We start from the raw sequence: 15646 nt of genomic DNA on the forward strand, positions 1-15646 counted from the left end.
ACCCATTCACGCCTTATGCTGGAATCTAAAATAAAATGAGCCACTTGGAGTAGGGGCTCATTTTATTCGTTTGATCGTTTCACCTGGAACCAATTCAGGCTCGTAAAACGTTTGATCAGGGAGATTCTTTTTTCCTTGTACTTTTTTAATCATCCAGTCTGCTGCATCACGGCCCATTTGCTCCTGTGGATGGGTCAGTGTTGTCAGCTTCACATGGGCATTTTTCTGGGCGATATACGAATTATCCTGTCCAATAATCGAGAGATCATCTGGAATGGACAGCCCGATTTCGCTGCATACATTGGCGACTTCTAATCCCACCTCATCGTTATAGCAAACAAGGGCAGTCAGCTCATGCTGGTGCGCCATTAGAAATGTGTTAATTTGCTCCCCCAAATGCTGCTTTGATTCTGTATCGAAAAAGAGCACATGCTCAGGCAGGAAATTAAGCTTAGCTTCACCTAGCGCTTGAATATAGCCCTTCATCCGATATTTTCCCTGTAAATCATCTGTTTTTGAAATAAGCCCAATTTGTTGATGGCCCGAGGTGATCAGCTCTTTTGTGGCTAAATAGCTGGATTTTACATCATCCAAACAGAGAAAAGGAACCTCTAACTGCTCATAATAGGCATTGATCATAATGAGCGGTACATCCTGTTCTTTAAAGGATAAGTAGTACGAAATGTTTGGGTTATATAAATTGCTTTTCGTCGGCTCGACAATAAGTCCGTCCACACCAAACGACAGCATCATTTCCAGCGCTTTTTTCTCCTGTTCAACATCGTTATTTGTGCTTGCCAGCAATAAAGAATAGTTCTCTTCGTTTAATCGGCTTTCAATGCCTCGAATGATAGAAGGGAAAATGTAATCGGATATGTATGTTGTAATGACCCCAATCGTTTTCATATGTGCATGTCCCGCAGGTTTTGTTTGATATTGATTGGTTACAAATGTGCCTGAACCTTTTTCGCTGCGCAAAAATCCTTCGCTGGACAATTCCAAGATGGCTTTTCGAACTGTATGTCTGCTTACTTGATACATGTCTTGCAGGCTTGATTCGGTTGGAATACGCTCCCCGATCCGATAATCCCCTGTGAGTATTTTGCTTTTTATATCATCAATAATGATCTGGTACTTCTTTTTCATCGTTTCACTTCTTTCTCAGTTGATCATCTACTCGGATTGAGAAGAAATTGTATGGACATATTTTAACATGGTTGTCGGATCAAAAACAGGCGCTTCCCTTTTCTGTTATGACCCCTTCAGAAAAAATGAAAGTTTTTGTCGCATTATGTATGTACAACTATATTTATTATTGACATATGTACGTACAAATATTATATTGTGATTGTACCAGAGAATCAATGAATCTCGAAAAAGAAAATTGAAACCGCTATCGAAAATGGGGGTGAACGTAGAGTGGATCACAAAGAGACGGCCAAAGCCTTGAAAGAAGGACGGACATCTTTAGGCATTGAATTTGGTTCAACACGAATTAAAGCAATTTTAATAGATGAGGAATTTCAGCCAATTGCACAAGGTGCATATGAATGGGAAAGTTTTCTCCAGGATGGAATATGGACGTATAACTTAATTGATATCATTACAGGTCTGCAAGTGGCGTATCGAGAGATGAAAGAACAGGCCGAGCAAAAGTATGGTGTGACCATTCAAACCATTGGCTCAATCGGGGTATCAGCGATGATGCATGGCTATGTGGCATGTGATCATACAGGAGAGGTTCTCGTTCCGTTCCGAACATGGCGGAATGCAACGACCATCGAGGCGAGTCAAAAGCTGACAGACGTATTTCAATTTCATATTCCAGAAAGATGGAGCATTGCCCATTTGTATCAAGCGGTATTAGAAGATGAAAAACATCTATCCCGATTAGAATATATGACCACTTTGTCAGGATATATTCACTGGCTGTTAACCGGAAAGCAGGCCATTGGTATTGGCGATGCGTCAGGGATGTTTCCGATTGATGAACAAACGAAGGACTACAATGAAGAAATGCTCCAGCAATTTGAAGCATTGATTGCAGAAAAAGGCTATCCGTGGAAGCTTCGCCACATTCTGCCGCGTGTCTATTTAGCAGGTGAAGAAGCTGGCGTGTTAACGGCAGCAGGGGCAGCCATTTTGGATCAAGGAAAACATTTGCAGCCAGGCATTCCATTTTGCCCGCCGGAAGGTGACGCTGGAACGGGCATGGTGGCGACAAACAGTGTAGAAAGACGGACAGGGAATATTTCTGTTGGGACGTCGGTTTTTGCCATGCTTGTGCTGGAGCAGGATCTAAAAGGTGTTTATCCAGAAGTGGATATGGTTACGACGCCGGATGGACTGCCAGTTGCGATGGTTCATGCGAATAACTGTACAAGTGACCTAAACGCTTGGATGAATATATTCAAAGAGGCATTTGAAGCACTTGGCCTGCAAGTGGAGTCAGAAAGGTTATACGAATCCTTATTGCAGCAAGCTTTAGAAGCAGATCGAGATGGCGGCGGACTCTTAAGCTATGGCTATTACTCTGGTGAAAATATTACGAGACTGCCAGAAGGAAGACCTCTTTTTGTCAGGTCTCCTGAAAGCCGCTTTAACCTTGCTAATTTCATGCGTACCCATTTGTTCTCTGCTTTTGGTGCTATGAAAATAGGCATGGACCGATTAAAGGAACAGGAACATGTAGTGATTGACCGCTTACTAGGGCATGGGGGATTATTTAAAACACCGCTCGTTGGACAAAAAATGGTTGCCGCAGCGCTGAATACACCTGTATCAGTTGTTTCAACAGCTGGAGAAGGCGGTGCGTTTGGGATGGCTGTCCTTGCTTCATATATGGTCCATCATCAGCAGCAAACATTGGCTGAATTTCTCACCCATTGCGTATTTGCCCATACATCAGAAGAGCTCATGGAGCCCGATCCACTCGATGTCAAAGGCTTTGACGAATTTTTAAAGCGCTATCAAAATGGGCTTGCGATTGAAGAAGCGGCGGTAGCACATCTGATGCCAACGAAAGGAGTGACGACGGTATGCTAGATCGCTTAAAAGAAGAAGTGTATCAAGCAAATTTAGATTTGCCAAAATACGGACTTGTGAAATTTACATGGGGTAATGTCAGTGCATGTGATCGTGACAGTGGTTTGTTTGTAATTAAGCCGAGCGGCATAGCGTATGACCAACTATCAGCAAAAGATATGGTCGTGGTGAACTTTGATGGTGAAGTGGTGGAAGGAGAATTGAGCCCTTCGTCAGATACGGCTACACATGCAGTTCTTTACAAATACTTTGAGGAAATTGGCGGCATTTCACATAGCCATTCCATGTGGGCAACCGTTTGGGCGCAGGCAGGACTTGATTTACCAGCAATGGGCACAACACATGCCGATACATTTTACGGCGCCGTTCCGTGCGCTCGTTTTCTAACAGAAGAAGAAGTCAATCGGGGTTATGAGGTAGAAACGGGCAAGCTGATCATCGAAACGTTTGAGAAAAGAAACCTAGATGTGATGGCGGTGCCGGGTGTTTTGCTTCAAGGGCATGGTCCATTTACATGGGGGAAGGATGCAAAAAGTGCGGTCACAAACAGTGTGATTTTAGATGAAGTCGCCAAGATGAATCTTTTTGCTAAGCAATTGAACGAATTTGCTGAGCCATTGCCGCAGCGAATTTTAGATAAACATTACTTAAGAAAACATGGAAAGCATGCGTACTATGGACAAAAACCTTCAACATAAAGAAACGAGGGATATCTATGTTAACAAGCCTGAAAAAAGAGTTTTGGTTTATCGTTGGGTCACAACATTTATATGGTGATGAAGCACTGAAAAAAGTAAAAGCAGATGCACAAAAGATGACGGATGCTTTAAATGAGAGCGGTTTACTTCCTTATCCAGTGATCTTGCAGGAACTGGCTGTCAGTGCCGATCAAATCACAAAGCTTATGAAAGAGGTTAATTATCGCGATGAAGTTGTCGGTGTGATGACGTGGATGCATACATTTTCTCCAGCAAAAATGTGGATACGCGGCACCAGTCTTTTGCAAAAGCCTCTTTTGCATCTTGTTACACAATATTATGAAAAGATTCCGTGGGACACGATCGACATGGACTATATGAATCTCCATCAATCCGCACATGGAGACAGAGAATATGGCTATATCAATGCACGTTTAAATAAACAAAACCAAATTGTGACCGGTCATTGGTCTAAGCCGGAAGTGCAGCAGCAAATTGCTGATTGGATGGACGTTGCGGCTGCCTATCATGAGAGCTTTCACATCAAAGTAGCCCGGTTTGGTGACAACATGCGGCATGTGGCTGTGACAGAAGGCGATAAAATCGAAGCGCAGATTCAATTAGGATGGACCGTTGACTACTTTGGAATAGGCGATCTCGTCGAATATGTAAATGCAGTAGAAGACGAAGAGGTAGATGCATTATTTGCTGAGTATTTAACGCAATATGATGTGAATTATGGAACGTATTCAGTTGAAGAGTGGGAAAAAAGTGTCAAGGTGCAGGCGCGATATGAGATCGCCATCAAACGTTTCTTAGATGAAGGCGGCTATCATGCCTTTACAACAAACTTTGAAGACTTACATGGGATGAAGCAGCTGCCTGGACTTGCGGTACAGCGGCTGATGGCAAAGGGATACGGCTTTGCGGGGGAAGGTGATTGGAAAACGGCCGCACTGGACCGCTTATTAAAGGTGATGAGTCATCATCAATCCACTGGATTTATGGAGGACTACACGTATGAAATGACGTCTGGACAGGAAGCGGTGCTGCAATCTCATATGCTGGAAGTAGATCCAGCGCTCGCTCATACAAAACCTGTCATTGTCGTGTCTCCACTTGGGATCGGAAACCGGGAAGATCCAGCACGTCTTGTGTTTGATGGAAAAGCAGGCGAGGGTGTCGTTGTCTCTATAGCGGATTTTGGAACACATTTCAAATGGCTCATACAAGAAGTCGAAGCCTTTGAGCCAGAGGAAGCAGCACCTCATTTACCAGTTGCGCGTGTATTGTGGAAAATCAAACCGAATTTTCAGGATGGCGTCAAAGCATGGATTAAAGAAGGTGGAGGCCACCATACAGTCGTGTCTCTCAATTTAACGGTTGATCAAATTGTTCATTTTGCAAAGCTAGTCGATGCAGAATATGTGGTTTTATAGAAGGGGGAAAGGTCTTCTACTGGTTACAGTAGAAGCACTGGGTGAAATGAAAGCGGTTAATTAAGTGAGGGGGTCATCCACTTGGAGAAAAAAGTGTCAAGCAAATTTATCTTCTTTTTCGGGTCCTTTGCAGGCATCTTATTTGGATATGATATTGGTATTATTGCAGGGGCGGAAGGACATATTCAGGAAGAATTTCAGCTCAGCCCATTATGGCTTGGAATCGTTGTCTCTTCATTAATGGGCGGCGCCATCATTGGCTCCATCTTAAGCGGTCTCTTAGGGGATAAATTTGGCCGCAGAAAACTCATTTTGGTCTCATCCGTGATCTTTTTTGTCGGGGCGATCGGATCAGCTGTCGCACCAGAAGAGATTTCACTCACCATCGCTCGAATCTTTTTAGGGACAGCAGTAGGAACAGCCTCATCATTGGTTCCGGCTTACATGTCTGAAATCGCTCCTGCTAAAATCCGCGGGAAATTATCTGGACTCAATCAGCTCATGATTGTAACTGGACTCTTGCTCAGCTATATTGTTGCGTTTGTGTTTGAGCCCATCCCGGACAGCTGGCGCTGGATGCTGGGAAGTGCCGCTTTATTTGCGATCGTGCTTTATATTGGCATGCTGAAGCTTCCTGAATCTCCGAGATATTTGATTAAACACGGCATGGCTCATAAAGCACGGGAAGTATTAGGATCATTGCGTTCTTCCCGTGAAGAAATCGAATCAGAAATGCAGGAAATTTTAGAAGTCGCCAAAGAAGAACGCTCGGGGATTCGTGAATTGTTTCAAAAGAAATTCAGAATGGCTCTTTTCATTGGGGTTGGAATGGCAACCCTTCAGCAAATTCAAGGCGCGAACTCCATTGTCTATTATGCAACGAGTATCGCTCGGAATGTAGGCCTTGCGCCGCAGGTTGCCGCAGGTTTTACAGTCATTGTCGGTGTCATTTTTGTCGTCACGACCGTGATCTTTTTACAATTTGTTGACCGCTTCGACCGCCGAACGATTCTCACCGTAGGAGGATCGGGCATGGCTCTTTCTTTCTTTGCTCCCGCCGCATTAGGGGCACTTGGCGTTAGTGAAGGAATTTTAAACTGGGTGACATTGATTTCACTTTGCTGCTTTATTTTGTGCTATGCCTTCTCGTGGGCACCGATCACCTGGATCATCATCGGCGAAATCTTCCCGCTTTCTGTCAGAGGTATTGGAGCAGGTATCTCTTCTGCCTTTAACTGGACCGGATCGTTAGCAGTTGGACTCGTTTTCCCTATTCTGGCTGATCAATTCAGCTTTGGGGTCATTTTCTCCTCATTCGGAGTCATCTGCTTAATCGGGCTGTTATTTACCCGTTTTGTGCTAGTCGAGACAAAGGGAAGAAGCTTAGAGCAAATCGAAACCGATATGGCAGCACGTGTATAAATAAAGAAAACCATCTATCCCATGTGGGTAGATGGTTTTTTACTCAAGCGTCTGTTTGAGCTCATTTGGCAGTAAATCAATCAATTGATCATAGGAAGACAAATCCAGCACTTCAAGCAGCGCGTAATATTTCGCATAGATTTCACTCAGCTGATCAGGATGGTTTGTTTGATATTGATTCAGATGTAATTGAGTTAGTTCAAGTGCAATGTCTAGCTTGTTTCGTTCGAATGGCTGTGTCGTGTTGATCATATCGTTCACCTCTTATTTGATAATGAGTGGAAAATATGCAGTGAATAAAAAGAGCTGATGTTTTGTTTTCATGAATGTTCTTTCTTCTTAATGTACCATTTGTATAATATGTTAAAATTGCCCTTTTGTAAAGAAAGACAAAACTAGATAGAGAGTGGATTTTTTAAAAAATAGACATGCATCTAATCACGAAAGGTGCCTCTGACATACGATAGAGTGTAAGTGAAAGACAACTTGAAGGGGTGTTAAGATGAGCCGAAATCGATTAGATGATTTCTTCTTTGGACCTCGCAGAGGAAACCAAGGAGGAGACGAAACGGTTGTTTTCCCCACACGTCAAATTGTCAACACAAGAACGAATGAACAAACGATCAGAAAAATTCACCCAACGCATATCACAAACGTCAATAAAAACATCAAAAGAATCGAAAACTACTATCCGGTCACTGAATCGACTCACAACGAGTATATTGTAGAAGAATACGATTGCGGCAGTGATATCAAAAACCCTTGCTGCCGTCCGGTGAAGCGCTGTAAGTGGTAATGAAGGGGGCATCCTTTTATGGGATGCCTTTTTATATTTAGGAATAAAATTTTGATCCAAAGTTCTTTTCAAGATAAAATTAGAAGTATCCATCATTCTTTTGGAGGCGATTTTCTGAATATTCGATTGTTAACACCAGATGATGCTGAAGAATATGCAGCACTCAGACTAGAAGCACTGCAATTAAATCCAGAGGGTTTTGCGATGAGCTATGAGGAAGAGCGAATCAATATAGAGGATAAATATAAAGTGCGTTTTGCTTCGGCGAAATCTATGTGGACTTTTGGTGCTTTTCATCAAGGGCAGCTTGTGGGGGCAGTCACGCTCCTCCAAGAAACCTTGCAGAAGTTAAAGCACCGAGCGAATCTGACAGCGATGTATGTAACACCTAGTGCACGCGGAAAAGGAACAGGCCAGTCCTTGATGACAAAAGCTCTTTCCTTCGCGCGAGAACGGCAGGATATCGAGCAAATGTATTTATCGGTGGTGACAACTAATCACTCAGCTAAACGCCTCTATCGCTCTGTTGGATTTGAGTCGTACGCTGTCGAAGAAAAAGCGCTAAAATGGACTGATACATATGTAGATGAGGAAAAAATGGTTTTATTTTTATCAAAATCTGGAGGAGATAGAAGTGGATCAACAAGCCATGCGCATCACATTAGCAGCAGGACCCAATAGTGAGCTGGAATCTTTTGCACTGCGTGCAGCACTTGAAAACTTCGGCGCGAAAGTCGATATGCATTGGATTGGAAGACCGAATGACCTGATTCATGTGTTATCTGGTAGAAATAGAAGAGAAATAGATTACCTTCTTTTATCGTTTCACGGTGAAGAAGGAGCATTTATCATGCCTGAATTAGGGGAAGATGTTTACGAAGATGAGGAGCCTAGAGATACTGCCTTTGGAGCGGAAGAAATCAAGCGGTATGCCTCATTAGAAGGAGTTCATGTCATCTCTACAGGCTGCACACTAGGAGAGAAAAATCTAGCAGATGCTTTCTTAGAGGCAGGGGCTGCATCTTATTCAGCACCGGACGATTACATCGATGGGAATGCAGCATTTATCTTTGTGCTGACCATGCTGTACGAGCTCATGAACAATACAAAGACAGTCAGAGCGGCATTTGATCGAGCGCGTTCCATTGATGAAGAAACGAAATTATTTCAATTATATATGCAAAAGTAATCAAAGGACTGAGAAATCAAGTCCTTTTTTTATTCCTCTCCAAAAATGTGTCGGAAATGTGACAAATGTGTGATTTGCAAACTAAAATGGGGGCATGCAAAGTCTATCCTACAAACACACGTCATTCAGGCATGGCGGCATCACGAGAGGAGAATCATTGTGTCAATTAAATGGAAAGTCAGTCTCGTCCTATGCGGACTTGCGATGATCATCGGAATCGCTGCGTTTTATCATAATCAGCAGGCAAGCGGGACAGAGAAGAAGAAGGTAGAACCAGATGCGAGCTATAAAGAAGTTGAAATTGTGACCCTCGTGAATGACGGGAGATACTTGAGATATGCTGTGAACTATCCTGTGTTTCATCAAAAAAAGCTAGATCAAGAGATGAAAAGATTTGCAGAAACAGCGCTGGACAAATTCAAAACATCGTTTAGTGAAGCAAGTGATGTCGATGAAGATCATCGATACGAATTAAACATAGATTATGAGATTACTCATTATGCCAAACAAACTGCTGCGATCAAATTCAATACATATGAATGGAAAGGCGGAGTAAAAGGCGCACATGAAACGAAGATATTCAATTTTGATTTCAAGAAACAGCAGTTTTTATCAATAGATGATCTATTTTTATCAAAGAAAAAAAGTCTGCAAAAACTGTCTCAAATGACATTTGAGGAGTTAAAAAAAGATCGCTCTCTTGCGGAAAACGAGCATTTGCTTAAACAAGGAACATCTCCTGAGGCAGAGCATTATCAGTATTTTGCCATCAAAGATCGTTTTATTGAATTCTACTTCCCAGCAGGGCAAATTGCACCAGACAAAAAAGGTCCTCAAGTGCTGGCGATTAAGAAAACACTGCTTAAAGGAATGTTAAAGCCAGAATACATTAATAAAGAAAAGAACAAAAACGAGAAAAAAGAACCAATCGCAAAAAGAAAGATCGTAAAACTGCCAAAACAGGGAGTATTCAACCCAAATCAAAAAGCCATTGCCCTTACATTTGATGATGGACCAAATCCATCAACAACCTCAAAAATCTTAACAGCTTTAAAAGAAAACAAAGGACACGCGACATTTTTTGTACTAGGAAGCAGGGTTCAATATTATCCCGATATGCTAGGTGAAATCAGAAAAGGTGGAAATGAAATCGGAAATCATTCCTATAACCACCCTTTACTCACAAGACTGCCATTAAAACAAGCCATCAAACAAGTAGAAGATACGCAGCAAATCATTGAAAAAGCAGGCGGGTTCACACCGACTCACTTTAGACCGCCATATGGTGGAACAAACGGACAGATCAACTCGGCTGTCAACATGAAAGTTACGCTTTGGGATGTAGATCCCGAAGATTGGAAATATCGCAACAGCCAATACGTTGCCAACTACATTCTTACACATGCGTCTAGCGGAGAAACCGTCTTAATGCACGACATCTATGACACCTCTGCCAACGCGGCTGTCACGATCATCAAGGAATTGACCAAACAAGGATATCAATTACTAACAGTCTCGGAGCTTGAGCAGTGGAAGGAAGCACGGGCGAAAAAGGTGAATTGAATACGTAAAAAAGATGCGAGTCTTAATGGATTCGCATCTTTTTTAAAGCCAATTATGAGAATGAAGGGAAAATATGTTAAAGTGATTGTAGAAAGGGAGGGCTTCGAATGGTATTGATGAGGTTGATTAGCATATATATGCTGACAGCGTTTAGTTTGGGATTTGTCGTAAACTATGTACCTGGTTTGATGCTGCCCATCTATATTCTTGCGATGATTGGGCTCATTTTATGTCTCGCTCATATTGCGCTTCATTATATTCGGCGAATCAGAAATATGTTATTTGATGAGTAAGGGGAAGATTTCTCCTATGGCAAAAACCTCCTGCTAGATGCGTGAGGTTTTATTTTTTCGGTTTTTGCTGTTCTAACAGTTGGATGATTTTCTCGTTGGACGCTTTGATTTGTCTCAAAAGAGAAACGATATTTCCTGTAAATCCCACGAGCACAACCAGTATAATAAGAATGATAAAATGAACAGTTCGTGTCATATATCGGGCAATTGATGTGAATGGAGAATGTTGAGGGGGATTTATTTGAAACGAGTAGACGTAGTTTCAGCTATTATTTATGACGAGGAAGAAAATCTTTTAACGGTCAAGAATGTAAAGGGATATTGGGAACTTCCAGGCGGTGCTGTGGAAAAAGCTGAACACCTGCAGCAGGCTGTCATCCGCGAAGTGAAAGAAGAGACAGGGTATGTTGTCAAAGTAAATGAACTTCATTCGGTTCGAGAAGCGTTCTTTCAAGATAAAAAACATCATGCGCTTATCATTACGTTCTTTGCGGAAATGATCGGGGGAGAGATGAACATTCTAGATCCGGATCAGGATATTGAAGAAGTAAAATGGGTCAGCACTCAAACCTTTCAAAAGCTAAACCCAAAGCTATATCACATGCTAAAATTAAACCAACAAACACAAGCCTTTTATGATTTTGAGGGGAATAGAACAATTGGTTAAATCCAAATTGATATAGGCATGAAGGAGCGATATTGATGTTTTTATACTACGGGCCTACAGGAGCTCCGATAGAAAAACCTGGAGAAGAATTCATGAAAAGAATCTTCTTTCAGGAGGGTGAAGAGTATTGGAAACAAGGTAACGGGGAATCTTCCATTGAGATAGAGGAAGATGGGGAAAGTGAAAGTCTAGTTTTCTTTTATACTGAACCGTATGGATTCTTTATCATCAGATATCCAGATTTTTTAGTCCCTTTTCAAAAGGTAGAAAAGATCGAAACGATCGAGCATTTGATCGCTGGATCACCATTGTATGTGCCATCATGCAGCTATGTTGATCGTAATCAGGCGTATGAAATCGTTCAACATTTTGTGACGACAAAAAAGGTACCGGACTCTGTTGAATGGGTCGAGTTGAGGAATATTCATTTTCAGCATGATGTGAAAAGGTAGGGGAGTAAGGTGAAAGTGTGTACAGAAGAAAGGATACATAGTTTAGATGAGAGAGTATGCATTTACATGTAGGATATGATGAGCAAGGTTTTGATTATGAAGGTGTGTTAAGAGTTTAAAACAGAGAGATGGCTATTGTTTTTTGATCAGAAAAGTTACGGGTTAACGTTTTCAACGGAATATGAGAAGAGGGACGAAGTAGGCTAATATTGAGGAGTACCCTTTACTACAGGTTTAAAGTTTCGAGAACTCTAAATCATTTGAGTGCTGTTTTTGTATCTTTATTCCTATTTAATGACAAACTTTGTGTTGGTAAAATTGACCTTGTCAATGAATAGGAAGGAGTGAATTCTTCTGGGGAAGATACTTGATGCAAAAGCACTAACAAGTGCAATGGACACAAGGGCAAAACACTATCAGGAACTCCGCGAACAAATGGTAGATTTAAAAAAGGCATTACAAGGTGTGGCCAACCTCGGTGACGACTTCACTGGGAAAGGTGCCGATAACATTAAAAGCTTTTATAAAGAGCTCGCCGGAAATGTAGACATGTTTATCAGCTTCATTGATAAGCAAAAAGCCTTTCATGAAGGTGTTTCTGGGACACTGGATGATACGAGCTTTGGCGGCGATACCTTTATAGAGGAACACTTTTTAGACAACGCAGTACATATGGGCATCAAGAATGCCAAAAGCATTGTGAAAGATCAAAAAAAGGCACTCAAAACGATTTTTCAAGACATTGATGACCTCATTTCCCTAGAGGTATTTGATAGCCAAACCTTTGATGAAAAAATAGAAGATGCGGAAGATGAACGAAAAAAGACGGTTAAAGAACTAAGAGAGCTTGATCAAAATTTAAAAGATGAATATGCTTTGTCAGAGACGGAACAGCAAGCTACAATGGCATTGTACGCTGAAATGATGAATGCGACAAATGACGGAAAAGCGATTTCGCCTATGAATTTTGACAAGAAAGCGTATCAAAATAGCGAAATCTACAAGGTAAAAAGCGATATTGAAAAGCAAACTTCTGAATATCTGAAAATCAAAAAAGAACAAGAAGAAGCCCGAAAGATTGCGAAGGAACAAGAAGCGCTCGCCAACCGCCCTTGGTATGAAAAAGCCCTAGATTATGGCGGAACCATCGTGAATGAACTGACCGGCGTGAACGATGCAAAACGTGCCGCAACAGGCGTTGATCCAATCACAGGGGAGGAACTCACCGCAGGACAGCGAGTCGCGGCAGGAGGCATGGCAGCAGCCGGCTACATCCCAATCGTCGGCTGGGCAGGCCGCATTTTCAAAGGCGGAAAAGCTGTCTATAAAACGACCCAAGCCACATCGGCCGCAGTCAGGGCGGTCGATATCTACAAGACATCGCAAAAATCTTTTGACGCCCTGAAAACATCTCAAAAAGGCTTGTATGGACTCACCGCCACCAACGGCTTCAGCGAAGCAATTACAGGCCGAGACATGTTTGGAAACAAGATTTCAAAAGAACAGCAGGAAGCGAGTATGAATGCGGCGCTTGGAATGCTTTTGCCGTTTGGAGCGAAAGGGTTTAATGGCAGAATGGGAATTAATCAGAAAAGCAACCACCTTAATCAAGCAAGCGTAGGAAAGACTGACTTAGATCGTTTACGGAAGAAGTGGAATGTTCCAGAAACTCAAACTGTTGCTGTAGGAAAAACAGATGTCAAAGGTTTGGAACGTAGCGTGTTCGAAGGTGGGTCGCCAAAAGTTAGGAAAGAAGGAGGTCTGCCTTCATTAGATGAAGTTTATCCTGATCGGAAAATTAAGGCACCATATAAAAGATCAATTAGAGGGCACGCTCAATTTATGGATCATGCAGAAGAAGGCGTAATCGCAGAATTTGAGGACGCGGTTAAAAAGGCAGGACTTAAACCAGAAGAGATAAAAGGTATACTAAATATCCATCAATCTAATCCAAATGGAGTTTGTAATAAATGTACAAAAGGTCTGTTTGATCGAGTTCCAAGTGAGGAAAGAGGAATATTCAAGCAACTGACAGATCAATATCCTGAATTGAAAATAAAAGTAACAACAGAACGAGATCCAAGTGTCCCACATCCAAGAGATACTTTATCTTTTGATGTTAAAAATGGTGTTACAGAAAATGTAGTTAAAATGAAAAAAATAGGAAAGAGGCTATAGAATGGATTTTATAAATGACCTTAGTGAAGAGGCTAAAGTTGCTCTAGGATTAGCAATAGCTGAAAAAATGTATACATTCATAGATAAAGAAGATGATGGTTACCACATAGGAGAAAAGCTTTAGATGATTGTTGGAAATGGCTTTCTGGCAAAGAGTTAAGTGCAGAAGATTTATGTAATTATATAGATAGTGAAGATTATATGGATGTAGCTGAGTTCGCTACTAAAGAAAAAGATGAACAAAAACAATATGGCTGGTATTCAGTATTAGATGCAGTTTCTTACACAGCGTATCAAGCGTATAAACGAGAAAATAAAAAATTTGTTCCTCAAGTGCTAGAGGTAGTAGACGATGAAACATTAATTGTAATGTGGGAAAATGCAATTGAATCAAAAGATTGATAGGGATGAATTAAATACCTTGAGAAAATATTTAATTGATCATTATCCTAGCAAAGATCACGATCATAAAAAAATATATTTAATTAAAAAAGAGGACATCGCAGTCATTTAAATTAGATTAATTGTGCGCTATGAATAAAGGGCAGCTATTATCAATAGAAATGCAGAGAGACAGTAGCTTATTGTCGAATTTAAAAACAGACCTCATGAGGTCTGTTTTTGTTAGAAGTTAGGAAGTTTATTTTCATTTCCCCTTCTTCCGTTTCTTCTTTTCCGCCCGGTAAAACTCATGAAACATCTTCATCAGCGCGCTTCTGACACATAGCTCCGCGATATCCCGAGCTCCTTGGCTATTTTCCTCTGCGTTTTTTCTTTCTTTAAATCAAGGCCGAACCGGCCGACGATCACTTCTTTTTCTCGGCCGTCGAGAATGTCAATATACTCCTTTACTTTTTCAAGCTCCATGTTGAGCTGAATGGTATCGATCACATCTTCATTTTCGGATTTTAAGACATCGATTAATGAGATTTCGTTGCCTTCTTTATCCTGACCAATGGGGTCATGCAAGGAGACGTCTTTTTTCGTTTTTTTGAGCGCGCGTAAGTGCATGAGAATTTCATTATTAATGTCAAGAGGGGGGTGCAGAATTTAAAAATCGAATTTAACTTTTGCCCCATCATGCAATAATTCAGGTTCGTCATTTAGATATACATTACTTAAGTGAAGTGTGATTGAACTCAAATCCGAAACATCATCTACCAGTAAAGGAACTACAACCATACCTTCATTTTCGACTTTACCATAAAAAGAACCAACACCTTTATCCGTATACAAATTAGCCGTATTGACTTGGATTTGTTTTTTTGTATTAGTGGTAATAACATCAACACCAGAAAACAAAACATCTTTATCGGAAGTGTTTTCAGTCGTATAAGTAATTTGTATTCTATGATATTTATCTTTTTCATATTGATTATCAGAAAGAAGCTCTTTATCGTCTTCACCTAAATTACTGTATTCAAAAACTTTAACATCTTGTATTTTCATCTTAATAGGACTTAAATCTATTTCTTTTTGTTTGTTGTTTATCTTTTTCAAAGTCAGTGTTGAACCATTTTTATCTTTCTTCCACTCCCCGATCTTTGATAAACGTCCTGACGTTGGTTTATTCTCTTTTTGTGCTGATTCTTTTGAAGCCTCTTTGCTCGTTTCTTCTTTTTTTTGCCGGCTCAGTTGAGCTGTTAGTGTTACCGCAAGCAGTTAGAACTGCCATAAAGCATAAGAATAAAATTAGTTTAGCTTTTTCATAGTCTGCACCCTTCTATATACACATTTTAGTAATACAGGAAACATTATAATATAGAAAATATTAAAATGGTGATTTTCGACAAAATTAGACAAAATAATTCATGACTTATAGCATGGGTTTAAAGTCACAAAACGTTCGGTGGTGAATTCGTATGTAACATTAAAAAGTGCTGATATTTCATTTGTGAAATTAT

16 protein-coding genes and 2 pseudogenes are annotated in these 15646 nt (G+C 40.9%); 14 read left to right on the top strand and 4 right to left on the bottom strand.

What is annotated here, in order from left to right:
* Positions 1-57: 57 nt before the first annotated feature.
* Positions 58-1146 (bottom strand): GntR family transcriptional regulator, encoded by a 1089-nt coding sequence (locus JJ692_RS09135; protein ID WP_034622791.1) that lies wholly within the window; start codon positions 1144-1146, stop codon positions 58-60.
* Positions 1147-1419: 273 nt separating this feature from the next.
* Here JJ692_RS09135 and JJ692_RS09140 point away from each other — a divergent pair, with 273 nt between their 5' ends.
* The 4 genes from JJ692_RS09140 (at position 1420) to JJ692_RS09155 (ending at position 6604) form a co-directional block, all read left to right on the top strand.
* Positions 1420-3045, top strand: a complete 1626-nt coding sequence (locus JJ692_RS09140; RefSeq protein ID WP_206534434.1) for a xylulokinase — start codon at positions 1420-1422, stop codon at positions 3043-3045.
* Entirely contained in the window at positions 3039-3743 is a 705-nt protein-coding gene (locus tag JJ692_RS09145) for an L-ribulose-5-phosphate 4-epimerase (protein WP_122631122.1), read from the top strand. The genes JJ692_RS09140 and JJ692_RS09145 overlap by 7 nt, the downstream gene beginning before the upstream one ends.
* Before the next feature lie 17 nt (positions 3744-3760).
* On the top strand, positions 3761-5182 hold the full coding sequence (gene araA, locus JJ692_RS09150) for an L-arabinose isomerase (protein WP_122631121.1): 1422 nt from the start codon (positions 3761-3763) through the stop codon (positions 5180-5182).
* Between the two features lie 81 nt (positions 5183-5263).
* The gene (locus JJ692_RS09155) at positions 5264-6604 is read left to right on the top strand and encodes a sugar porter family MFS transporter (RefSeq protein ID WP_034280034.1); all 1341 of its coding nucleotides are present in this window, start codon (positions 5264-5266) and stop codon (positions 6602-6604) included.
* 39 nt (positions 6605-6643) lie between these two features.
* Here the strand turns inward: JJ692_RS09155 and JJ692_RS09160 are convergent, their stop codons facing one another.
* Positions 6644-6856 carry a hypothetical protein gene (locus JJ692_RS09160; protein WP_024427922.1) on the bottom strand — a complete coding sequence of 71 codons (213 nt, stop codon included), beginning with the start codon at positions 6854-6856 and terminating at the stop codon, positions 6644-6646.
* 250 nt (positions 6857-7106) lie between these two features.
* Here JJ692_RS09160 and JJ692_RS09165 point away from each other — a divergent pair, with 250 nt between their 5' ends.
* From JJ692_RS09165 to JJ692_RS18945, 10 genes and pseudogenes are all read left to right on the top strand, one after another.
* The gene (locus JJ692_RS09165; protein WP_024423071.1) at positions 7107-7400 is read left to right on the top strand and encodes a spore coat protein; all 294 of its coding nucleotides are present in this window, start codon (positions 7107-7109) and stop codon (positions 7398-7400) included.
* 51 nt (positions 7401-7451) lie between these two features.
* On the top strand, positions 7452-8081 hold the full coding sequence (locus JJ692_RS09170) for an N-acetyltransferase family protein (protein WP_481747505.1): 630 nt from the start codon (positions 7452-7454) through the stop codon (positions 8079-8081).
* Positions 8035-8589 (top strand): delta-aminolevulinic acid dehydratase, encoded by a 555-nt coding sequence (locus JJ692_RS09175; protein WP_185853701.1) that lies wholly within the window; start codon positions 8035-8037, stop codon positions 8587-8589. The genes JJ692_RS09170 and JJ692_RS09175 overlap by 47 nt, the downstream gene beginning before the upstream one ends.
* A 159-nt stretch (positions 8590-8748) precedes the next feature.
* Positions 8749-10152: a polysaccharide deacetylase family protein gene (locus tag JJ692_RS09180; protein WP_206534436.1), complete on the top strand. Its 1404-nt coding sequence runs from the start codon at positions 8749-8751 to the stop codon at positions 10150-10152.
* 107 nt (positions 10153-10259) lie between these two features.
* On the top strand, positions 10260-10445 hold the full coding sequence (locus JJ692_RS09185) for a hypothetical protein (protein ID WP_044332168.1): 186 nt from the start codon (positions 10260-10262) through the stop codon (positions 10443-10445).
* A gap of 241 nt (positions 10446-10686) precedes the next feature.
* The gene (locus JJ692_RS09190) at positions 10687-11112 is read left to right on the top strand and encodes an NUDIX hydrolase (protein WP_044332166.1); all 426 of its coding nucleotides are present in this window, start codon (positions 10687-10689) and stop codon (positions 11110-11112) included.
* Between the two features lie 35 nt (positions 11113-11147).
* The gene (locus JJ692_RS09195) at positions 11148-11564 is read left to right on the top strand and encodes a hypothetical protein (RefSeq protein ID WP_206534437.1); all 417 of its coding nucleotides are present in this window, start codon (positions 11148-11150) and stop codon (positions 11562-11564) included.
* Positions 11565-11957: 393 nt separating this feature from the next.
* Positions 11958-13742, top strand: a complete 1785-nt coding sequence (locus tag JJ692_RS09200) for a T7SS effector LXG polymorphic toxin (RefSeq protein ID WP_241258036.1) — start codon at positions 11958-11960, stop codon at positions 13740-13742.
* Position 13743: 1 nt separating this feature from the next.
* Positions 13744-13866 carry an Imm6 family immunity protein gene (locus tag JJ692_RS19305; protein WP_277602657.1) on the top strand — a complete coding sequence of 41 codons (123 nt, stop codon included), beginning with the start codon at positions 13744-13746 and terminating at the stop codon, positions 13864-13866.
* A gap of 44 nt (positions 13867-13910) precedes the next feature.
* Positions 13911-14144, top strand: a pseudogene (locus JJ692_RS18945) (Imm6 family immunity protein); the annotation flags it as partial.
* 244 nt (positions 14145-14388) lie between these two features.
* Here JJ692_RS18945 and JJ692_RS09210 read toward each other — a convergent pair.
* Positions 14389-14771 (bottom strand): annotated as a pseudogene (locus tag JJ692_RS09210) (sigma factor-like helix-turn-helix DNA-binding protein); the annotation flags it as partial.
* 21 nt (positions 14772-14792) lie between these two features.
* Positions 14793-15242, bottom strand: coding sequence for a hypothetical protein (locus JJ692_RS09215; protein WP_241258038.1), 450 nt, complete (start codon positions 15240-15242; stop codon positions 14793-14795).
* Positions 15243-15646: the final 404 nt, after the last annotated feature.

The organism is Bacillus sp. 3a (assembly GCF_017161885.1).
Classification (GTDB): domain Bacteria; phylum Bacillota; class Bacilli; order Bacillales; family Bacillaceae; genus Bacillus; species Bacillus safensis.